The following is an 18,967-nucleotide window of genomic DNA, read 5'->3' on the forward strand; positions in this document are numbered from 1 at the left end:
CTTTTTTGTTTAGTTTGAAGGCTTGTTAACAATTCGCTCGTACATTTCCGGCAGGTGCTTAATTTTATAATCAATCGTCTCAAGCTTGTGATGGATTTCTTCGATTTCTTTTTGTACCGCTTTTTTATGATCCATCAGCATTTGCAGACTTTTATCAAGCACGGCATTTTCAAGCGTACAGTTTTCAATAAGCGTCCGAATGTCCTTGATTTGCATCCCTGTGCTTTTTAAACAGCAGATTAAATCAATCCATTCAATATCTTGTTCTTTAAAAATACGATTCCCTGACGCTGTACGATCTAAAAATGGAAAAAGCCCTTCTTTATCATAATAGCGAATGGTATAAATTGTCACGTTTAATTTCTTTGCAACTTGTGAAATGGTATACGTCATACTGCTTCCTCCTACACCTTAAACTTCTCAGAAAAACATGATGAGTTTGTCTTGACCTCCAGTTATCTCGAGAATTTATTCTTTTATAGTCTTCTTCATTGCGCTCTTTATGCTGCAGACTTTTTGTACAAGCAGCAAGCAACATATATTTAAACCCGAAAGGATGAATACGATGAATACTGCTCACATGATGCTTACTATTGTAATTGGCGGTTTTATTGCCTTTTTGTTAGGTCTTGGCGTCACAAAAATAATTGAGCTGCTGCTAAATCTTTTTCTAGCTTAACCAGTAGTTACTTATCCTAAAACGCAGGTAACTCCGTTCCATATCCGAACGGAGTTACCTGCTTTATTTTAAAAACTGCAGCGCTTAAGGCACCATGTTGCCAGCGGCTTTATAAATATCGTACCACTCTTCGCGCGTTAACTTGATTTCTGAACCTTTACTTGCATCTTTCATACGTTGAATATTTGTCGTACCAAGCACTACCTGGATGTTTGCAGGATGAGTTGTGATCCACGCAACGGCAATCGCTGTATTCGTCACGCTATACTTACTTGCGATGCGATCAATCACTTCGTTTAACTTTCCAAATTTCTCTTTATCGCCTAGGAAAGGTCCTTCGAAAAATCCGTTTTGAAATGGCGACCACGCTTGAAGCGTTATATCATTTAAACGGCAATATTCAAGCACGCTGCTGTCGCGGTTCACAGCTTGGTCGATGCCCATATTTAAAGAAATACCAGAGTCTATAATTGGCGTATGTGCGATGCTGAACTGCACCTGGTTTACGACAAGCTTTTGGTTGATATATTTTTCAAGCAGCTGAATTTGCGCTGGGTTGTGGTTCGACACCCCAAAGTGACGTACCTTTCCGCTGCTTTGAAGCTCATTAAACGCTTCTGCTACTTCTTCAGGGTCCATTAGCGGATCTGGACGATGAAGTAATAAAAGATCTAAGTAATCTGTTTTTAAACGCTCTAAGCTGCCGTTAACAGAGTCTATAATATGCTTCTTTGAAAAGTCATAGTAATTTTCCGCTGCGTTAATGCCGCATTTACTTTGAATCACCATTTTCTCACGAAGACTTGAATTCATTTGTATAGCGTTTGCAAAATACTCTTCGCATTGTCCTACATAATCAGGACCGTAAATATCAGCGTGGTCAAAAAAGTTAATTTCTTCTTCCATCGCTGTGCGGATTAGCTTCTCTGCTTCCGGTAAAGAAAGCTCTGTTAAACGCATATTTCCCATAATTAAATTTGATACGTGTAAGTCAGTATTAGCAATTGTATGATACTTCATATAAAGCCCCTCCTTGAAATGATACTACTACAAGATAAACCATAGAGTTAACTCTAGGTCAAGCAGAAAGAATAAAAGATTTTATAAGCAGCAACGGTAAAACACCCTATCTTTTTTGGTAAAAAGATGAAATACTAGGGTGTGGTGTGATAAAAGTCACTGCCGCTCTGCATTTCATTTAGTAGTATATGTTACGTTCTTTTCTTCCTTTTTATCGAAGCTTATTTCATAGCAATACATTAATCTATCAGGCAAAGGAGCTTATCAATCACTATGCAGAAAACGAAAGCAAAACGATTTGAAATACAGTATTCCGTTCTAAAAGATGAAGCCAAAATTAAAGGAACTTTTGTGATAGAATCTGCTGAAAATCGAGATGACGCATCAAGACTTGCTAAATTAAATGTCTCTACAAAAGAAAGAGTGTTTATTCAATATGTAAAGATTTTAAAAGTCAAACGAGTTTCTACAGATTCGGCGGCAAAGTGACATTGGTTTTCTTCTTCTTTTAGCAAGCCCCCATTTATGCTGAAAGTGTCGTCTCAGAAGATGCTTGTTTCGTTCGTGTGAGTAATAGAACTAATCCAATAATACAAGCTGTGCCCATCCATTGATAGAAACCAAAAGGCTCTTTCAGCCAAACAACGGTTGTAATAACAGCGGCTAAAGGCTCTAAACTTCCAAGCAAACTCGTTTCTTTAGGTAAAAGACTTTGCAGGCTTTCTACATAAAACCAAAAAGCAAGCATCGTGCCAAAAATAATAACAAATACAATATATCCCCAGGTTATTGGTGATAAGCTTGACGCTTCCCAAGGAGGATGAATAAAGCTCATTACGCTTCCCCCAATTACCATTGACCAGCCAACGATGACAAGTGAACTGTACTTCTTGATCAGCGGCACCGCATACAGCGTATAAAAAGCAGCCGCTACGCCTGACAGCACTCCCCAAACAACGGCAGATACAGAAACAGACAGCTGAGAAATAGAGCCGTTTGTTAATAAAAAAAAGCAGCCTCCCAGTGCCAGCAGAACAGTGATGACGTCTTGTCGCGTAAATATAGACTGCTTGCGCAAAAGCAAATATACGATAATCATCACCGGTGATAAATACTGCAGCAGCGTAGCTACTGCTGCATTTCCATGCTTAATAGAAGCCATATACGTATACTGAACGGCAAGCATACCAGCTATGGCAAAAACGACGAGCTGAAAAGCTGACTTTCGGTTCTTCCATACTCCAAATACGTGAGAATGATTATTTTTTATACATGAAATCATTAGCAGCAAAAAACCTGCAATGAGCAGCCGTACTGAAACAAGCCAGTCTACACTGATTTCAAATTCTTGAAAAAGCTTTTGAGCAACCGTTCCTCCCATCCCCCAACATATAGCTCCCGTTGTTACAAAGAAGAACCCTTTTTTTCTGCTGAGATCGTTCATCTTTCATCCCTCACTTTTATTATAAGAATAGTGTTATAATAAGTGAAAAACGGGGCGAAAAATACGCATATTGCATTAAAAAATATAAATATATTGAGGTGACCATGTATGCCAGCAGCACATTTTAAAATTGATGAAAACTTAAAAGAGCTAACGACCCATCGCACCGTTGAGCTGCCAGTAGCATGTTATCAAACAACGATCAGTGATCACATAAACGGCTACATCCCTCTTCACTGGCATGATGAGCTTCAATTTGTATTGGTTATAAAAGGTAATGCGTCTTTTCAAATAAATGAAAAAACAGTGACTGTAAAACAAGGCTACGGACTGTTTATTAACAGCGGATGTCTTCATATGGCTGCTGAAGACATAAACAAATCTGGCTGCGTGTACATTTGCTTAAATGTTTCTCCTCATTTTCTTGTGCCGCAAGAACTTTTCACAAATTACGTTTATCCCTACATTCATGCAACGAATCTATCACATTTATTCATCAGTCCAAAGCAAGCCTGGGGAAATAACGTGTTAGAGTCTATACATAAGATACACACATGGATTCATAAGCAGCCGCACCACTATGAAATAGAGATTGCCTCTGAACTCAGCATACTTTGGAAAAATTTAATTCTTAATGGTTTGCAGCTGAAATACAATGAAAAAGAAATGATCAAAAATCAGCGGATGAAGCAAATGCTTAATTGGATTCATTTGCACTTTGCTGAAAAGATTACGCTCGATGATATTGCCAAAGCCGGACAATTGAGCCGTTCTGAATGCTGTCGATATTTTAAGAAAATGTTAAAAAAATCGCCTTTGACCTATGTATTAAACTATCGAATTCAGCAAAGCTTAGTTATGCTGCAGCAAGCAGAAGCAAATGTGACGGACGTCGCTTATCAAGTAGGGTTTAATAGTACAAGCTATTTTATTAATCAGTTTCGAAAAGAAATGAAGATGACTCCGCTCATGTATCGAAAAAAGAAGCTGCACATTTCATCACATCACTAAAAAACGGCGGGGTGGTTGCCCCGCCATTTTTTATGAACTCTTTTTACTCGTTGATTTTGCATCAGAAATCTTTCCTAAGAAAAACCCGTCTACTTCTGCTATTTTCCCTCTCCAAAAGATTTTGCCTTTAGAAGGAGTAGATTTACTGTCTCCACAGTAAATCTTTGTATTTTTCAAATGAATAAAATGGGCTTCTGCTTCTCCGTTTGATTCGCTCGCTTCGCTTGCTAAAGAGAATTGTTCGCTTAGCGCCTGAGCCACTTCACTGCCTTCTTCAAACGTTTCGCTTAAGTAATCAAAGTATTCTTTTGCTGAAATCATGGTACCGGAAATCACAGCGCCGTTTACATTTAATGAGATATCAAGTGAAAAGCCGTGTTTATTAGAAGCTTTCACAAAGTATTCAAGCGTATTGTCTTTAGTTGAAAAAGAAGGGCCTGTACTCATGTCTTTCTTTCCTCCTTTACGCCTTAGGCTGTTGTGTCGTCTTCACTAGAAAGAGATGTTGCGTCATCCTCTTCTTCATCCGTGTTTTTCTTTGCTTTTGTATTTTTTGATTTTTTAGCTGTTGACTTTTTTGGCTTCGCTTCCTTTTTGTCTTCTTCGCTTTCATCTTCGTCTTCTTCTTCTGTTTTTACTTTTTTATTTTTCTTGTTTGAGCGAGAATCTTCCTCTTCTTCCTCGCTGTCTTCGTCACTTTCACTTTCTTCTTCCTCTTCTTGCTCCTCTTCTTCTTTGTTCTTTTTACGAGGCTTAGATGTTTCTTCTTCGTTTTCGTCGTCCTGCTCGTTTTCATCGTTCTCTTCTTCGTCGGAATCTGTATCTTCCGTTTCTTCGTCTTGATTTTTATTGAGGCTAAGCTCAACAAGCATGTTCATTTTTTCTTCAAGCTGTGATAAGCGATCTTGAAGAGTTTGATTTTCTTCTTTTAACTCGTCGTACTCTTGAACGTTATCGTCTTCTGTTTCGCTACTAGAAGAATTTACGTTTTCTTCATCATCTTTTGATTTATCTTTATCTTTTTTAAACAAGCTTCCCGCAGATGTTTTCAGGCTGGCTACACTGCTTTTTGATTTTTCTTTTACCTTTGTTCCTAAATCAGATGCTTTGCTTTTTAATTCGTCTGTATCAATACGGTCAAGGAGACTTTTTCGATTTTCAGGAGTCGATACATATCCAATCGTTGCACCGATGATGCCTCCTGCTACCGCTCGTTTGATTGGCCCGCTGCTTGTTGTTTTGCTTGCTTTTGAAGCGTTCTTTTCTTTTGAACCGTTTTCCGCCTTTTTATTTTCCGTGTTTTCTGCCTGTGTGTTATCTAATTTTGTTTCAGTTGCCATTGTAAATCCCTCCATTTTTTAAGTAGCGTACAGTTTTTAACGTTTCGTTTCTATTTTTTCTTCAAGCGTTTTTAACCGCTCATGCAGCATTTTATTTTCTTCTTCGAGCGCTTTGTTAGTGGCTCCTTTTGAACTGAGATAAGGGTCATTTTCCCACCAGTCCATGCCGATTTCTTTGGCTTTATCAACCGAAGCCACAATCAAGCGGATCTTTATCGTTAATAGCTCGACATCTGCAATTCCTACGGTGATGTCCCCTGCTATGACGACTCCTTTATCCAAAATCTTTTCGAGCACATCTACAATCGTACTTGACTGCATATTATGTTCGACTGCCATACTGTTCCTCCTACTGACCGCTTAAAGCAGGCTGCCTAGCGGTCCAAGATCAATATTTAAATCTTCTGCGTCCAGACCGAACACCTCTTTCAACTCGTCCATTTTTTCTTCTAAGTTCATTAGTGCAATTCCTAAGTTTTCAATTTGTTCGTCCGTCAACGTTCCACCCTCCACCCGCCTCATGGCATGACGTTCAACGATTTGCCTCAATAGCTCAATAACTGTCATCACAAGCTGCGCTAAGCCTTGTTCAGCTTGATCAGGATCCAAGTGGATTCGTCCATTTGCTTGGCTGACCGGTTGCATCCATTAATTCCTCCTTTTGTTTATCAAATTGTTCAGAAGTGATTGGTTTGCGATTTCCTTCTTTTGCTTGAACCAGCGTTTCAACCGAAGAAATAAGCACCCGCAAATCCAAATACACTAAATCGACGCCGGCTATGGATATGATTAAGTCTCCTTTAATGGCGACTCCTTTATCTAAAATGACATCTAAAATATCAATAAGAGCAATATCTTTATTCTCCATGGATTGTTTAAGAGACATACTGTTAATTCCTCACTTTACGCAAAGCTCGAGAAATGATAGGGCGGCCATGGTCCCGTCACTTCAAATTTCCAGCCTTTATTTTCAAGCTCTTGCTGAAGCTCTTCTATTTTGTTTACAAACTCATTGATTTGCAGAGACGGGAGAAGAAACACGCTGTTCCACGCCATCTGTTCAGCTGCGCCCGTTACGTCCTTGCTCCAATTTTTTTTCACAGAGTCATAAAGCGACAGTTCCTTGAGCTTGTCATGTATCTCTTCACACACTGTGTTTTTGTGAAGTTCTAATTCTTTTTCAATCAGCTGATCTATTTTTTTCTTTTCAAAAAATTGTCTTCCTGGTGATAAGTGACTAATTTCTTCTTTTTTCGCTTTCACGCTTTCATTCGTTTCGCTGATTCCTTTTTTAAGCTTCGTATCATCACAGTAAATCTTCACGTTCCACTCTTCATTTCCTTGAAGCAGCTTCAGTGAATTTTCTATCTTTTCTTTGTTAATCTCAATAGCTGCCTGCAGACTTTCTTCACCTTTATAAATGGTACAAAATTTTAATGGAATGATCGTAAATTCTTCGTACAAAGCGGCTACCGTCTCGTGATGATGAAATGCTTTTTCCTGCAGCCAGCTCATATCCTGCTCCATTTTTTCTTGAATCACTTTTTCTGAATAGGTGTCAGCATCCAGTTTAGAAACGACAGCCGTCACCTGGTCAATCGTTAGTGGGTACAGTGAATGTTCTCCGTCAAACCCTTTATAAGATGGAAACGGCTCTATGGCTGCTGCTTCTTTTGTTGGAATTAAACCGTATAAATACAGTAATTCTCCCATCTAGGATTCCTCATTTCTTTTTTTTGTTAGCTCTTCCCATTGTTCAATTTCTCTGCGCTTCGCAATTTCGTACCTCATTAACAATTCATCTTCTTTTTCTTGAAACGCTTCTTCCGGAATTTCACCAAGCTCAAACATCATTTGAAGCTGAATGAGTTTTTGCTGAATCGTCGGAAGGTCATATAGCTGTTTATCAGCTTCTTCCTGTACTTTTTCGCCGATTTTCACTACAAGGTTAATAGGGGCGGTTACTAATTTGTGAAGCACGTTATTTCTCTTCTACTTTTAGGCGAATGTTCACAAAATTATAAGCAGGCCAAGGACCGCTGTAATGAAAATCGGCTTTGTCTTTCCAGTTTTCATGCGCTTCATTCACTTTTTCATCAAACTTCGCTTCGTCTTCTCGGTTAATTAAGAAAGACGCGTTTAAAAGCATCGTTTCGCCCGTTGGCTCATTTGCTTTTGCTGCTTCCGCTGCTTCTTCAAGCGGAGAAAACACATCTGTCTTGACTTCTTTTTGCAGGGAAGTAAACATCTTTTGAGCCATTCCCCCAAGTTGAATACGCTCATAATAACCGGCTGCTTCTGATTTTCCTTTTACGGATGCTGATACTTTTTCAAGTTCAGGATTTTCGTTTACTTTTTTCTCAAGCCATTCTTTTTTCCCAATTACTTTTAAACCGACTTCAATTTTTCCTTTGATCGCTGGAAACAGTTTTTCAAACTGCGGATAAAGGTTTTCCAAAAGAACTTTTACATCTTCTTTGGATTTGAATACATTCCCAAAGCTGATTGGAATAACCGTATCGTTCTTGTCCATAATCGCTGCTACTGCGTTTTGATGCATTAATAAATTTTGGCGATTGGGATGATAAATTTTCATCGGTACTTCAGCTGCTACCATCGCCGCGTCTTTGTAGCGAATCAAAAATGTTTCAGTTTTTGTTCCTTCTACTTCCACCGAGCCAAATTCTTCGTCTTTATCCGTTTGAATGGCGCTAAAAATATAAATACCTGTTTCGTTTGTTTCACTCATGTTTTCAAGCTCCTTTACTTTTCTTCCGTGTCTATATTCTTACATTCTTCTAAAATGATTTTTTCGGCTTTGCTTTTTGCATTTTCTTCATCCAAACATTTGGTAAGCGGATGATGCAAAATATCCATACATAACGTTTGAAAATCTTCGTCATTTCCATCGATAGCAATGTCTTGCTGCGTGGCGAGAGTAGCTATCATAAGCGAAGCCCGAAGGCTAAGTCCGCTGCTGTTTTCGTCTCCAGAGCGGTTTCGCACGTTTGCGACGAGCGTTACAATTGTGCGCGCTTCGTCTTCTTCTACGTCCGTTTTCTCCGTTAAAATCGCTGTCTCTCTGTCGATGTCTTTATAATCAATAAACATGGTAATTAACCTGTCAAGAAGCGCATCTTGCGTATCATATACGCCGGCATACTCAGCCGGATTGCTTGTGAAGATGACGCGAAAATCGGGATGCACGCGCACAAAAGGATCGGTCATTTTTACTCCATACAGCGGAAGCACGCCTTCTTCTAATATTGATAGAAAGATATTATTCGTTGCAGGCTTAGACCGAGTAAATTCGTCGTAAATCAGCGTATAGCCATTTTTTACAGCTTCAAGCAATCGGCCATCCTGCCAGTTTTCACTCACTTGTTCATCTTTTTTATAGACCGAACGAACATACTGGTCGATTACTTTTTTGCTCGTGTATCCCGTAAAATCGCCAATTAAATCTTTGTTGTTGAGCTCGTGATTCCCGTGCATCAGCATTACAGGACGCTTTCTCTTTTTAGCAAGCGCTCGCGCTAAAGAGGTTTTGCCTCCGCCGGCAGGACCTGTAAAATGAATGGAATAGCCGGATTTTAAATAGCTCAGCGCTCTTGCAAGAACCTCTTTCGTCTCGTCATCTTGTATAAAAGCTCCACTGCCTTTTTTCCTTTTGTCTGTTAAGACGGTCATTTTTACGTTCCTCCTGCCATCTTATCGTTTATGCTTCAATGCCAATGGCGCTTCTATATCTGACGTCGAGTCGTTTGAATGAAATGACTTCTTTTTCTTTGTTTAAAAAGCATTCGTACGTTCCGAGCATTTCATCTTTGGCGTATTTTTTCATATATTCTCGTTCTTCAATGACTTCAACAATAACTCTCCAACCTTCATCTTCAGTAGTTTCCACCGAGGTAATTTTATGAGGAGGAGCTACGTTTTCACCGAAAAAGTCGTTCACGGCTTGCATAATTTTTTTAATTTCCATTTTTAGTAGCCTCCAATAGTTAGATCTAAAAGCTGGAACCACCCTCAAAAAAGGAAGGTTCCATATCACTTCATATTAAATACTAAAACGCGGCTGTCCTTCACTAGAATTTGAACGTTCAGGAAGACCGTTTTCTTCTACGTCGTCACGAAGAAGCCCTACTGCTTCTGCATAGCGTAACCATGTATCAACACTGGCAATAACCACTCGCGCTTCAATCGTTAAAATTTCAATTCCTACAACAGAAACCCTTGCAAAAGCATCAATAACGATTCCTTTATCTAAAATACGGTCAATGACTTCTGCTAAACTTGAACTATTAGTACTTTTTTGAATAGACATATCTCATTTCTCCTTTCGCTTATGATCCCATTGTTTTTAAATCTGTAGATGATTTAATATCATTGGAACTTTTAATCTTAGTAGAGCTTTTAATATCCGTTGCTTTTTTAATCTGATTTGCGCCTTTTATTTTCCGCTTATTTTTTGACTTCTCTTTATCGTCTGAAGAAGAAACTTTTTCTTGAAAGTTTTCTCCAGCTTCTTTCACATCGCTAAGCTTATCTTTTACTGATAGTAAGACATCTTGGAGCTTTTCTTTTGCGTCTTCTCCTTTGCCGTGTACCTTTTGGGCATTTTTTTCTTTTGTTTCCTGCAGTTTTTCTGACGCTTCATTTGCTTTTTCCTGCAGTTTCCCTTCAGTTTTTTCGACAAATTTTTCTTTCGCTTTTTCTTTAACCTTTTCTTCTACCTTTTCCTTAACAGGTTCAGGCGTGTGCTCCACTATTTTTTTTCCTGCTTTTAGTGCTGCTTTCTCCACATCTTTTTTATCCATGAAATTCCCCTTCAGGACGGATATCTTACTTCTTCGCGTCCATGAGTTTGTTTAGCATCTCTTCAATGCGCTGCAGCTGGTCGTTCATATTTTTATTTTCTTCTTTTAGCTCTTCGTACTGAGACGTTTCCATTTCTGCGCTTTGGCTGACTTCTTCCTGCGCATTTCCCTGTTCATTTGATGCCTCTTCTTTTTTCTTTTTAGGTGCGAGCAGCTTGCTTAAATTGTCTTTTTCAAGATAGCCTGTAGCCGTCTGTCTTAATGCTCCCATCGCTTGCTGTGTTAAAATATCCTGTGCGTTTCTTCTTAACTCTTGTCCTGTCGCACGTACAATTTCTGATTGTCCTAAGCGGCTGAGTACTTTTTTACTCGTTTGCGGACTTGAAAGAAGCCCAATTCCTGCTCCTACTACGCCTCCTAAAATAGCAAGATTTAAAGAGTTTTGCGTTTTTTCTTCCTGCTGCTGATTTTCTTGTTTTTCATTTTGCACATTATTATCAGTTGTTGACATGTTTCATCCTCTTTTCTCTTATTATTATTTATTTAATGAATTTCCTTACGATTAAAAGACTTAAAAGCTAAGCCCTGCCCCTCGCTCTTCTGTTCGGCCAGGCAGCCCTTCTTCCTCTACTTTGTCGGTTAATAACCCGACCGCTTCTGCGTAGCGAAGCCACGTATCGACACTTGCAATAACGACTCGCGCTTCAATCGTTAAAATTTCAATTCCTACGAGTGATACTCGGGCAAAAGCATCGATGACAATTCCTTTGTCAAGAATTCGATCAATCACTTCTGCTAAACTAGAACTATCTGTACTTTTTTGAATACTCATTTTTAGCAGCTCCTTTCGAAATTTAGCTAAATGAATGATGCTACTAATCAACCTGCTTAACTTTTTAAGTAAACATACTTTTGAAATATACTTTTTAACCATCTTTCAAACATGAATAATTTGCTAAAAATTAATTCTTGAAAATAAATTAGAAAATTATTCTACTTTGTATAATATTTTACAGTTAATTTATGGATGTTAGTTACGCGTAAATCCTTCTATTAAAGCATTCATCAAGATTTTAATTCCAAAATAAAACAATAAATACATTATTGTTACAATAATATTACATTATAATTTAAGGCATATTATCACTCGATACACCATGACATATTTTGATATTTTTAACTATTATGGAATATTATTGTGAGTCAAGTTCACCTAAACAAAATCAGCGCATAAAAAAAGCTGCCGCACTGCAACAGCTTTTTCTTACATATCATACGTTCTATAAAATCATTCCGGTTAAAGGCGCTTTCGGGTTTCCATCATGATCCCAGTCTTCTTTGTCTACTAAAACAAGCAGGCTGCCTTCTTTAACAGAATCATTATAGTGCTCGGCCTGCTGTTTTGGAATTCCCATACCGACTAAAATACCTGACAGACCGCCTACACTCGCACCAGCTGCTGCACCTGTTAATGTAGCTACAATCGGACCAGCCGCTACAATTGGACCTATTCCCGGGATTGCAAGAGCGCCGGCACCTGCTAATATTCCGGTCAAGCTCCCTAGCGTACCTCCGGTAAGCGCTCCAGTTGCTGCGCCTTCTGCTTTTGTATGCGTTTCTTTCTGAACTTTTTTAGTCTTTTTATGTTTACCTATGATAGATATTTCTTCCGATGCGTATCCTTCTTTTTTTAAACTCTCTACAGCATGAATTGCTTCTTGTTCCGTTTCATATACTCCCACAACATTCTTAGCTTTTGCTTCCATACTATCTCCTCCTCATTAATGTTGTGTGTACCCGAGAGTATGGCTTTGAAACGTTTTAGAGAGTATGAAATCCTCTTTGTACTTAGATAGATAGCGCCAAATCACTCTTCATTTAGTGACTTTCTTCTCTGCTTACCAAACAGCTTTGCATAACAAAACCCTAAGAAAATAGACGCTCTTAGGGTTTTGACTTAAGCAGCTGCCGGATTCTTTTTCACAAATTTCATGAACAATAAGCGAACTAAAGGTCCCATAATGAGAAGCTGAAGCGGGTATGCCACGATAAAGTTTTTCATCACGATCAATGCATAGCTTGAAAGAAGCGGCTCTCCGTCTAAACCTTTGGTAAGCGACATCGTAATTAACCCGTATACAGACATGGAAAGCACCATTCCAATAACCATGCACGTTGAGAGGATCAACACGACTTTTAACTGTTTAGACTTATCAAAAGGCAGTGAAAATGCTACTTTTTTTGCTACGGGACCGACTACGAAAGTTTCGACAGCCATGGCAACTGCAAAGGTGATAACCAAGTTCAAGATACCTTCTGCAAGCGTGATATGCCCGATAACATCATTCATGAACATGTTATACATCGTCATCACAAGCACCATCCCTCCGCACATCATCATTCCAAAATACATACTTTCTTTTTTAGTTGTTGGCACATTCCTCATCCTTTTCATGTTTTTTACTTGGCTTAGTATAGCTTTTTATCTTCCTTCTTCGTAAGTGAACAATTTGTGAACATTCATCTAAAAAAATGCCCTGTGACCAAAAAACAGTCACAGGGCATTTTTTTAGACTTAAGCGGCGCGTGCTCTTTTTTTGAGTAGGGCTGAGTATGGCAAATTACGCTAGTCTACATCGTTAATAAATATTTAGAGATTTAACAAAAAACTCCCGCTTTATGAGCTAAAGCGGGGGTTGGTTTTATAGAGATTCCGTGTGAGATGCAGGCGGGATCGGCGTTTGGGTGCGGAATACTTTTTCCCATTTTGAGACGACGATACAGGCAATCGCGTGGCCTGGAACGTTGACTCCTGTTCTGGCCATATCCATGATCCGGTCTACTCCTGCGATAATTGCCACTCCTTCAGCCGGCAGACCTACTGCGTTGGCTGTTGCTAAAAGAACAACAAGTGAACCTGACGGGACAGCCGCAATTCCTTTACTTGTCATCACGAGTATAAGCATCATAAATAATTGCTGAGTTAATGGCATATCGATGTTAAAAGCCTGTGCTAAAAAGACGCATGAAACGGATAAATACAGCGTGGAGCCATCACAGTTTAACGACAGGCCCGACGGAATAACGAACGACACAACTCGTTTAGGGCATCCGTACTTTTCCATCCGTTCCATCAGCTGTGGCAGCACCGTTTCCGTACTTGTTGTTGAAAACGCAATAAGAAACAAATCCCAAATCATTTTGAATACTTCAAAGTAGTTGAATTTGAACAAAAAACCAACAAGCGGAAATAAAACAAATAAAATAATAAAAAGACCTAAAAAGACGGTTCCAATAAGCTTTAGCATTGGAAGCAGAAGTACAATGCCGTATTGCCCTACAGATGCAGCCATTAGCGCTAGTACACCAAGAGGCGCTGTGACCATCACAATTTGCGTTAATTTAAACATAATTTTAGCCGTGGATTCAAAAAATTTCATTGCAGGTTCGGATGCTTTCCCAACTCCTGAAGCGGCAACACCAAATAAAATAGCAAAGAAAATCACGGCCAGCAAATCATTTTTTGCCATCACATCCACGATATTCGTTGGAATGATGTTTAAAATCATTTGTTTAAAGTCTACGACTTTGTCGGTGTACTGAGACAATTCACCGATATCTTTTTTCACAAGATGAGAAAGATCGAGGCCTACTCCGGGCTTTAGCAAATTCACTAACAGCAGGCCGATTCCTAATACGATGGTCGTAATGATTTCAAACCAAATAATCGTCTTTAACCCTAGACTCCCCATTTGTTTCATACTGCCGCTTCCCGCAGCACCTATGACGATGGTTGAAAAGACAATCGGCACCACAATCATTTTAATGAGCCGGATAAACCCGTCTCCTACCGCTCTTAAAGCCATCCCAAAGTCCGGAAAAAAGTGCCCGATAAAAGCTCCGATTACTAATGCAATTAAAATTTGAAACGCTAAAAACTTTTTCACATTTCTCCCTCCCTTTTGTCTTCATGAAACGGACATCCATTCCATTAATATCCAAATTATCAGACACTTTAAGTAAGTTCGGGACATTTAGCTAGATTCCTTCTAAAATAGACAAAATGGTCTATATATTTAGCTGTATCAGTTAAAACACATAGAAAAAAGCCAGAGTGAAGTTGTTCTTCATCCTGGCTTTTTTAATTCTTATGCTTTTTTAACAAACTGAGATTTTAAGCTCATCGCTCCAAATCCGTCAATTTTGCAGTCGATGTTATGATCGCCTTCTACTAAACGAATGCTTTTTACTTTCGTTCCGATTTTTACAACCGATGAGCTCCCTTTTACTTTTAAGTCTTTGATGACGGTAACTGAATCTCCGTCTTTTAAAAGGTTCCCGTTTGCATCTTTTACAGTAAGCTGTTCTTCCCTGCTTTCTGTTTTTTCGTCTTGCCTCCATTCATGGGCACACTCTGGGCAGACGAACAGGTTTCCATCTTCATATGTATACTGTGATTGACAGCTTGGGCAATTAGGTACATTCATTTTCTTTTCCTCCAGCGGCTCGTAAACGTTAGCAAGGTCACGAGATTACATTTTTTATCTGTTTTATACTGTCACAATTCCATGAGATTAACAAGCTTTTCTATTTCCTTGCTGCTGATGTTTTCTTTTCCAAATAAGCGAGCCGATAAACAGAACAAAACCCGCTCCAAAGACAAGAAGCTGATCTAAATAAAAGTCACCTGTTTTTACATACCGTATAATAAATAATCCTCCAAACATGAGCATCAGCATACATGAAAACCGAATGAGGTATGAATTGATTTCCATTTTTCATTCCTCCTTTTTGTAAGACTTTTTTTGTTACGAAAAACACGCGAACCATATGCCAAATGTAACTCCGTATAACGGTAAAATGACGGCTAGTTTTTGCTTCCACCCTTTAAAAAAAGAAGCATTACGAGGCGCAAACCAAAGCTCTAACGTACCGTATAACAGCAGTGCTCCCGCTGCTAGTATCGCAATCACAGTTTCTCCTAAGTCCATACACACTCCTCACTTTCATTTACGCACTTGAAGCTAAGCGCAGCGTATATAGTAAGTCTCATCATTATAAAAGACCTTACAATCGTGATGCATGCGGGTTTTGAATACTTTTAATAATACATTTATTACCATTATATCATAATAAAAGCATTTTTGAGACTTTTTATACATGTAAATTATTGTATGATGAAAAGTAGACACGGAGAAAAAAGGGGAGAATTTTTTGAAGAGAACTCAGCTTATTTTTGTGATTACCCTGCTTATTGAAGCTGGATTAACCTATGCGTGCTCATCATTTTTGTCTATCCGCTTTATTGAGCTTATGTTTTTTAGCGGACTTTTGTTTTCAGTTTTGACTTTTTGGTTTTCAAGCAGCGGAAGCAACAGCGCTCATTCTCACTATAAGACTCATTCCATGAGGTTAATGTCTGGGGCTAATATTGAACACAATCCGTTTCGCTTGCGCTGGACGGCTTATTTTCTTGCTTCTTTAAGCTTTACGGGAGTGGGCCTGATTTTTTTTGTTCTGCTGCTGACGGACGTTATTCCTCCAGTAAGCTAAAAAACCTGCTCTTCACAGAGAGCAGGAACTTACGAGAACAGCTTGAGAAGCAGGCATTTTCGCTTTACTTTATTCGCAACAGCTTGAGTCACATGATCTTTTAAAGGCCGAGTCAATATTCGTTTCAGCGGATGTTTTAGCATCCGTTTGCTCACGGGAACTTTAAAGATAACGCTGAGAACCACTGTTGCTAAAACCGAGAGCAGTAAGACCGCAAAAGGCTTTTTTTGAAACCATCTCGAGAAGATAAGCATCATTACGTAAATAAGTGCGGACCACCCCAAATGCCAGCCGTGCCTAAATGTAATTCCTTTACACCTGAGCCCAACCCATTCTACAAAGGAAGCTGTACATACCCATTTTGTAATATATTTCACCTGGTTAGCGAGTGTAGACGGATAAGTAGCTAAGAACGACAAAATCATGAGAGGCGTAATGAACATAAGGTGTAAAATACGCAGTGCTTTTAATGAAAGATGAGAAGATTTAAAATCCCAAAGCAATTTATCATTACATAAAAAGTAGTAGAGCATATTAAAAAAGCTCACGTATAAAACCCCAGCATACAGCTTGTGTATTTTGTTCCACGTTTTCTTATGGATATTTTGAAAAACCAGCCATAGAAGGACAGAAATATGCACCTTTGTTCACCTCTCTAACGTCGTTTTTAAAATCTCTGCTATTGTATTTTCGTTTCTTCCTGCTTCTTTTCAATTTTTCGAATCCATCCAATCAGCATTCGGTTAAGATACGATTTTAACGTTACGCTAGCAATGGTGTGGTACCACATCCAGCCTGTTTTCCACTCGATGAGCTTCGTTCGTTTTTCAGCCCATAATTCAATAAAAAACATTGGAATCGTAAAAAACATAATTTTATATAAAACTTTTAACCCTTTATCGTAATACGTAGCTTGATTAATCATGACGGATATCATAGGATAAAGCAAAAAGTCGAACAACACGTTAATTCTAAACTGTTTTTTCATTAAGCGAGTTGGATATCGAAGAAGGCCGTGAGTTACAATAAATTTATCAATAATACCATTTGTTAAGGCGTTAAATACATAGGCCAGCAGCCAGTCTTTAATCGGTGGTTTTCTAAATAAAAAAGGGAGAATCCCCAGGGCGATAACTAGCATTACACGTAAAAATTTCACTTCAAATTTTTTATTTCTCATCACCTTTTCGCTCCTTTCACCAAGTGTTGTCAGCCTACCTTCATGTCAATTGGCAGCTTGAGACGGCCGTTCTCACCACGCTCAATTATTGCTTATGTTAATTTATAAAGATACGCAGCAGCGTCTAATGTAAATTTCCCGTACATAACCCTTATGTTCACGCTATCCATACATACGTAAATATTTGTTTTAGTTTTCAGTTCTTTGAAGAGATTTATACATGTGGTTGAGACATGAAAAAAGCCCAACTCTAATCATTACGGGCTTCTTCATCCACCTATTGTGTTTTTTTAAACGTTACCATCCGGCTACGAATCCATCCGTTCGTGATTCACTTCCTCCGCATAGCACGCCGCTTTCAGGATCTCTCCAAATAATCTGTCCGCGCCCAAATGCCATCGAATCCACGGCTACTTCAATTTTATGTCCTTTTCGTTCAAGCGCTTGTGCTATGTGTGAAGGAAAAGCCGGCTCTACAAGCACCGTTTTATCTTTTTTCCACTGCCATCTTGGCGCGTCTAAAGCGGCTTGAGGATGAAGGTGAAAGTCAATCGTATTCATAACAACTTGCATATGCCCCTGCGGCTGCATAAAACCTCCCATCACGCCAAAAGGTCCTATTGGTGCATTATTTTTAGTGAGAAAGCCTGGAATAATGGTATGAAACGTTTTTTTATTAGGAGCAAGGCAGTTATCATGATTGGGATCCATTGAAAAATTATGGCCGCGGTTTTGCAAGGCAATTCCCGTTTCTGGCACAACGATTCCAGAACCAAAGCCCATATAATTACTTTGAATGAACGAAACCATGTTTCCTTCTTCATCAGCCGTTGCTAAATACACCGTTCCGCTTCCAACAGGCTCTCCCGCTTCAGGCTGCAGGGCATGTTCTTTTATAAGGCCGCGGCGATAGCTTGCATATGTATCAGACAGAAGCTCACTAACAGACACGCTCATTTTTGCTTCTTCCGTAATGTATTTTTCTCCATCGGCAAACGCAAGCTTTATCGCTTCTATTTGTTTATGATACGTATCCACAGCATCTTTTTCTAGAAGCTCAAAGCCTTTTACGATATTTAATGCCAGTAACGCAATAAGCCCCTGACCGTTCGGAGGAATTTCCCATACATCATATCCACGGTAGTGAGCGCTAATAGGATTTACCCACTCAGGCTCATAAGCAGCCAAATCTTCTTTGGATAAAAAGCCGCTATATTTTTTACTGAATGCATCAATACGATCCGCAAGCTCACCTTTATAAAACGCTTCTGCATCTGTTTCGCCAATGAGCTGAAGCGTACGGGCATGATGGATGGATGACCACATTTCTCCTGCTTTTGGTGCTCGTCCATTAGCCGCAAACGTTTGAAACCATGACTCAAATTCTTCACTTGTATGTGCTCGTTTGAACGTATCGTACGCTTGTTTCCATTGTTTTGCGAGAGTAGGCGCTAGCGGAAATCCTTCTTTGGCGTACTGAATGGCAGGCTGCAGTACTTGAGAAAGAGGCAGTTTGCCAAATCGCTTCGATAAAGCAGCCCAGGATGCCGGAGCACCGGGAATCGTAACGGGAATCATTCCGTACTTAGGAATATCTCTGTATCCTTTTTCCTTTAGCGCATCAATGGAAATAGACTGCGGAGAAGGTCCGCTAGCGTTTAGTCCATAGAGCTGATTATTTGTCCAAACAAGCGCAAACGCGTCTCCTCCGATTCCATTTGACGCAGGCTCTAATACTGTAAGGCTCGCCGCTGTGGCGATTGCTGCATCAATTGCATTGCCGCCTTTTTTTAAAATATCAAGGCCTGCCTGCGCTGCGAGCGGCTGAGATGTAGATACCATTCCTTTTTTGGCATAAACGGGAACTCGGTAAGATGGATATGGATGATAATGCGGATCATAGGTCATAAAAGCGCCTCC

Annotated in this window: 29 protein-coding genes; 3 read left to right on the forward strand and 26 right to left on the reverse strand. The window is 39.3% G+C overall.

What is annotated here, in order from left to right:
* Nucleotides 1-9 precede the first annotated feature (9 nt).
* Together LJC66_RS17215 and LJC66_RS17220 are read right to left on the reverse strand one after the other, a co-directional pair.
* Nucleotides 10-393, reverse strand: coding sequence for a MerR family transcriptional regulator (locus LJC66_RS17215; RefSeq protein WP_025751010.1), 384 nt, complete (start codon nt 391-393; stop codon nt 10-12).
* Between the two features lie 370 nt (nt 394-763).
* Nucleotides 764-1,699 carry an aldo/keto reductase gene (locus tag LJC66_RS17220; RefSeq protein ID WP_098332098.1) on the reverse strand — a complete coding sequence of 312 codons (936 nt, stop codon included), beginning with the start codon at nt 1,697-1,699 and terminating at the stop codon, nt 764-766.
* Nucleotides 1,700-1,972: 273 nt separating this feature from the next.
* Between LJC66_RS17220 and LJC66_RS17225 the strand changes: the two genes are divergently transcribed.
* On the forward strand, nt 1,973-2,188 hold the full coding sequence (locus LJC66_RS17225) for a hypothetical protein (protein ID WP_230933088.1): 216 nt from the start codon (nt 1,973-1,975) through the stop codon (nt 2,186-2,188).
* A 34-nt stretch (nt 2,189-2,222) separates the two neighbouring features.
* Here the strand turns inward: LJC66_RS17225 and LJC66_RS17230 are convergent, their stop codons facing one another.
* On the reverse strand, nt 2,223-3,143 hold the full coding sequence (locus tag LJC66_RS17230) for an EamA family transporter (protein WP_230933089.1): 921 nt from the start codon (nt 3,141-3,143) through the stop codon (nt 2,223-2,225).
* Between the two features lie 108 nt (nt 3,144-3,251).
* On the opposite strand from LJC66_RS17230, the gene LJC66_RS17235 reads away from it, so the two are divergent.
* Nucleotides 3,252-4,154, forward strand: a complete 903-nt coding sequence (locus LJC66_RS17235; protein ID WP_230933090.1) for an AraC family transcriptional regulator — start codon at nt 3,252-3,254, stop codon at nt 4,152-4,154.
* 30 nt (nt 4,155-4,184) lie between these two features.
* Here the strand turns inward: LJC66_RS17235 and gvpU are convergent, their stop codons facing one another.
* The 20 genes from gvpU to LJC66_RS17335 all read right to left on the reverse strand — a co-directional run bounded on the left by gvpU (nt 4,185) and on the right by LJC66_RS17335 (nt 15,305).
* Nucleotides 4,185-4,601, reverse strand: coding sequence for a gas vesicle accessory protein GvpU (gvpU, locus tag LJC66_RS17240; RefSeq protein WP_013057987.1), 417 nt, complete (start codon nt 4,599-4,601; stop codon nt 4,185-4,187).
* 23 nt (nt 4,602-4,624) lie between these two features.
* Nucleotides 4,625-5,494 (reverse strand): GvpT/GvpP family gas vesicle accessory protein, encoded by an 870-nt coding sequence (gvpT, locus tag LJC66_RS17245; protein ID WP_195696457.1) that lies wholly within the window; start codon nt 5,492-5,494, stop codon nt 4,625-4,627.
* A gap of 36 nt (nt 5,495-5,530) precedes the next feature.
* Nucleotides 5,531-5,833 carry a gas vesicle protein gene (locus LJC66_RS17250; protein WP_050690959.1) on the reverse strand — a complete coding sequence of 101 codons (303 nt, stop codon included), beginning with the start codon at nt 5,831-5,833 and terminating at the stop codon, nt 5,531-5,533.
* Between the two features lie 21 nt (nt 5,834-5,854).
* Nucleotides 5,855-6,139: a gas vesicle protein K gene (locus LJC66_RS17255; RefSeq protein ID WP_013057990.1), complete on the reverse strand. Its 285-nt coding sequence runs from the start codon at nt 6,137-6,139 to the stop codon at nt 5,855-5,857.
* Nucleotides 6,093-6,380 (reverse strand): gas vesicle protein, encoded by a 288-nt coding sequence (locus LJC66_RS17260; RefSeq protein ID WP_013057991.1) that lies wholly within the window; start codon nt 6,378-6,380, stop codon nt 6,093-6,095. The genes LJC66_RS17255 and LJC66_RS17260 overlap by 47 nt, the downstream gene beginning before the upstream one ends.
* A gap of 17 nt (nt 6,381-6,397) precedes the next feature.
* On the reverse strand, nt 6,398-7,207 hold the full coding sequence (locus LJC66_RS17265) for a GvpL/GvpF family gas vesicle protein (RefSeq protein ID WP_230933091.1): 810 nt from the start codon (nt 7,205-7,207) through the stop codon (nt 6,398-6,400).
* Nucleotides 7,208-7,474: a gas vesicle protein GvpG gene (locus tag LJC66_RS17270; RefSeq protein ID WP_013084016.1), complete on the reverse strand. Its 267-nt coding sequence runs from the start codon at nt 7,472-7,474 to the stop codon at nt 7,208-7,210.
* A 1-nt stretch (nt 7,475) separates the two neighbouring features.
* Nucleotides 7,476-8,243, reverse strand: a complete 768-nt coding sequence (locus tag LJC66_RS17275; protein WP_195696455.1) for a GvpL/GvpF family gas vesicle protein — start codon at nt 8,241-8,243, stop codon at nt 7,476-7,478.
* Between the two features lie 14 nt (nt 8,244-8,257).
* Entirely contained in the window at nt 8,258-9,184 is a 927-nt protein-coding gene (gvpN, locus tag LJC66_RS17280; RefSeq protein ID WP_195696454.1) for a gas vesicle protein GvpN, read from the reverse strand.
* 28 nt (nt 9,185-9,212) lie between these two features.
* The gene (gene gvpO / locus LJC66_RS17285) at nt 9,213-9,479 is read right to left on the reverse strand and encodes a gas vesicle protein GvpO (RefSeq protein WP_153255151.1); all 267 of its coding nucleotides are present in this window, start codon (nt 9,477-9,479) and stop codon (nt 9,213-9,215) included.
* 75 nt (nt 9,480-9,554) lie between these two features.
* A complete protein-coding gene (gvpA, locus tag LJC66_RS17290) occupies nt 9,555-9,821 on the reverse strand; it encodes a gas vesicle structural protein GvpA (protein ID WP_013057997.1) in 267 nt (88 codons plus the stop codon).
* 19 nt (nt 9,822-9,840) lie between these two features.
* On the reverse strand, nt 9,841-10,314 hold the full coding sequence (gvpQ, locus tag LJC66_RS17295; RefSeq protein ID WP_028409330.1) for a gas vesicle protein GvpQ: 474 nt from the start codon (nt 10,312-10,314) through the stop codon (nt 9,841-9,843).
* Nucleotides 10,315-10,339: 25 nt separating this feature from the next.
* Nucleotides 10,340-10,825, reverse strand: a complete 486-nt coding sequence (gene gvpT, locus LJC66_RS17300) for a GvpT/GvpP family gas vesicle accessory protein (RefSeq protein WP_028409331.1) — start codon at nt 10,823-10,825, stop codon at nt 10,340-10,342.
* Nucleotides 10,826-10,885: 60 nt separating this feature from the next.
* Nucleotides 10,886-11,146 (reverse strand): gas vesicle structural protein GvpA, encoded by a 261-nt coding sequence (gene gvpA, locus LJC66_RS17305; RefSeq protein WP_013058000.1) that lies wholly within the window; start codon nt 11,144-11,146, stop codon nt 10,886-10,888.
* A 448-nt stretch (nt 11,147-11,594) separates the two neighbouring features.
* Nucleotides 11,595-12,080 (reverse strand): general stress protein, encoded by a 486-nt coding sequence (locus LJC66_RS17310; protein ID WP_045294309.1) that lies wholly within the window; start codon nt 12,078-12,080, stop codon nt 11,595-11,597.
* A gap of 191 nt (nt 12,081-12,271) precedes the next feature.
* On the reverse strand, nt 12,272-12,751 hold the full coding sequence (locus LJC66_RS17315; protein ID WP_230933092.1) for a DUF2798 domain-containing protein: 480 nt from the start codon (nt 12,749-12,751) through the stop codon (nt 12,272-12,274).
* Nucleotides 12,752-13,016: 265 nt separating this feature from the next.
* Nucleotides 13,017-14,261 (reverse strand): glutamate-aspartate/proton symporter GltP, encoded by a 1,245-nt coding sequence (gene gltP / locus LJC66_RS17320; RefSeq protein ID WP_230933093.1) that lies wholly within the window; start codon nt 14,259-14,261, stop codon nt 13,017-13,019.
* 201 nt (nt 14,262-14,462) lie between these two features.
* Entirely contained in the window at nt 14,463-14,801 is a 339-nt protein-coding gene (locus LJC66_RS17325; protein ID WP_230933094.1) for a zinc ribbon domain-containing protein YjdM, read from the reverse strand.
* Between the two features lie 87 nt (nt 14,802-14,888).
* Nucleotides 14,889-15,089, reverse strand: a complete 201-nt coding sequence (locus LJC66_RS17330; protein ID WP_014459191.1) for a hypothetical protein — start codon at nt 15,087-15,089, stop codon at nt 14,889-14,891.
* A gap of 33 nt (nt 15,090-15,122) precedes the next feature.
* Nucleotides 15,123-15,305, reverse strand: coding sequence for a hypothetical protein (locus LJC66_RS17335; protein WP_230933095.1), 183 nt, complete (start codon nt 15,303-15,305; stop codon nt 15,123-15,125).
* 223 nt (nt 15,306-15,528) lie between these two features.
* On the opposite strand from LJC66_RS17335, the gene LJC66_RS17340 reads away from it, so the two are divergent.
* Complete coding sequence (locus tag LJC66_RS17340) at nt 15,529-15,867, forward strand: hypothetical protein (RefSeq protein WP_028409338.1); 339 nt, start codon at nt 15,529-15,531, stop codon at nt 15,865-15,867.
* 29 nt (nt 15,868-15,896) lie between these two features.
* Here LJC66_RS17340 and LJC66_RS17345 read toward each other — a convergent pair whose 3' ends face one another.
* The 3 genes from LJC66_RS17345 to LJC66_RS17355 all read right to left on the reverse strand — a co-directional run bounded on the left by LJC66_RS17345 (nt 15,897) and on the right by LJC66_RS17355 (nt 18,955).
* On the reverse strand, nt 15,897-16,415 hold the full coding sequence (locus LJC66_RS17345) for a hypothetical protein (protein WP_230933096.1): 519 nt from the start codon (nt 16,413-16,415) through the stop codon (nt 15,897-15,899).
* 131 nt (nt 16,416-16,546) lie between these two features.
* The gene (locus LJC66_RS17350) at nt 16,547-17,047 is read right to left on the reverse strand and encodes a CBO0543 family protein (RefSeq protein ID WP_195696448.1); all 501 of its coding nucleotides are present in this window, start codon (nt 17,045-17,047) and stop codon (nt 16,547-16,549) included.
* A gap of 297 nt (nt 17,048-17,344) precedes the next feature.
* Nucleotides 17,345-18,955: a gamma-glutamyltransferase family protein gene (locus LJC66_RS17355; protein WP_230933097.1), complete on the reverse strand. Its 1,611-nt coding sequence runs from the start codon at nt 18,953-18,955 to the stop codon at nt 17,345-17,347.
* Nucleotides 18,956-18,967: the final 12 nt, after the last annotated feature.

It is taken from the genome of Priestia sp. TSO9 (genome assembly GCF_021029645.1).
GTDB classification, from domain to species: domain Bacteria; phylum Bacillota; class Bacilli; order Bacillales; family Bacillaceae_H; genus Priestia; species Priestia megaterium_E.

Coding starts and splice junctions, on each gene's coding strand:
- gvpA (WP_013057997.1), bottom strand. CDS start 9,821: ATGTCTATTCAAAAAAGTACTAATAGTTCAAGTTTAGCAGAAGTCATT.
- LJC66_RS17250 (WP_050690959.1), bottom strand. CDS start 5,833: ATGGCAGTCGAACATAATATGCAGTCAAGTACGATTGTAGATGTGCTC.
- gvpN (WP_195696454.1), bottom strand. CDS start 9,184: ATGACCGTCTTAACAGACAAAAGGAAAAAAGGCAGTGGAGCTTTTATA.
- LJC66_RS17220 (WP_098332098.1), bottom strand. CDS start 1,699: ATGAAGTATCATACAATTGCTAATACTGACTTACACGTATCAAATTTA.
- gvpO (WP_153255151.1), bottom strand. CDS start 9,479: ATGGAAATTAAAAAAATTATGCAAGCCGTGAACGACTTTTTCGGTGAA.
- gvpU (WP_013057987.1), bottom strand. CDS start 4,601: ATGAGTACAGGCCCTTCTTTTTCAACTAAAGACAATACGCTTGAATAC.
- LJC66_RS17330 (WP_014459191.1), bottom strand. CDS start 15,089: ATGGAAATCAATTCATACCTCATTCGGTTTTCATGTATGCTGATGCTC.
- LJC66_RS17355 (WP_230933097.1), bottom strand. CDS start 18,955: ATGACCTATGATCCGCATTATCATCCATATCCATCTTACCGAGTTCCC.
- LJC66_RS17325 (WP_230933094.1), bottom strand. CDS start 14,801: ATGAATGTACCTAATTGCCCAAGCTGTCAATCACAGTATACATATGAA.
- LJC66_RS17260 (WP_013057991.1), bottom strand. CDS start 6,380: ATGTCTCTTAAACAATCCATGGAGAATAAAGATATTGCTCTTATTGAT.
- gvpQ (WP_028409330.1), bottom strand. CDS start 10,314: ATGGATAAAAAAGATGTGGAGAAAGCAGCACTAAAAGCAGGAAAAAAA.
- LJC66_RS17265 (WP_230933091.1), bottom strand. CDS start 7,207: ATGGGAGAATTACTGTATTTATACGGTTTAATTCCAACAAAAGAAGCA.
- LJC66_RS17230 (WP_230933089.1), bottom strand. CDS start 3,143: ATGAACGATCTCAGCAGAAAAAAAGGGTTCTTCTTTGTAACAACGGGA.
- LJC66_RS17215 (WP_025751010.1), bottom strand. CDS start 393: ATGACGTATACCATTTCACAAGTTGCAAAGAAATTAAACGTGACAATT.
- LJC66_RS17235 (WP_230933090.1), top strand. CDS start 3,252: ATGCCAGCAGCACATTTTAAAATTGATGAAAACTTAAAAGAGCTAACG.
- LJC66_RS17255 (WP_013057990.1), bottom strand. CDS start 6,139: ATGCAACCGGTCAGCCAAGCAAATGGACGAATCCACTTGGATCCTGAT.
- LJC66_RS17335 (WP_230933095.1), bottom strand. CDS start 15,305: ATGGACTTAGGAGAAACTGTGATTGCGATACTAGCAGCGGGAGCACTG.
- gvpA (WP_013058000.1), bottom strand. CDS start 11,146: ATGAGTATTCAAAAAAGTACAGATAGTTCTAGTTTAGCAGAAGTGATT.
- gvpT (WP_028409331.1), bottom strand. CDS start 10,825: ATGTCAACAACTGATAATAATGTGCAAAATGAAAAACAAGAAAATCAG.
- LJC66_RS17225 (WP_230933088.1), top strand. CDS start 1,973: ATGCAGAAAACGAAAGCAAAACGATTTGAAATACAGTATTCCGTTCTA.
- LJC66_RS17275 (WP_195696455.1), bottom strand. CDS start 8,243: ATGAGTGAAACAAACGAAACAGGTATTTATATTTTTAGCGCCATTCAA.
- gvpT (WP_195696457.1), bottom strand. CDS start 5,494: ATGGCAACTGAAACAAAATTAGATAACACACAGGCAGAAAACACGGAA.
- LJC66_RS17350 (WP_195696448.1), bottom strand. CDS start 17,047: ATGAGAAATAAAAAATTTGAAGTGAAATTTTTACGTGTAATGCTAGTT.
- LJC66_RS17310 (WP_045294309.1), bottom strand. CDS start 12,080: ATGGAAGCAAAAGCTAAGAATGTTGTGGGAGTATATGAAACGGAACAA.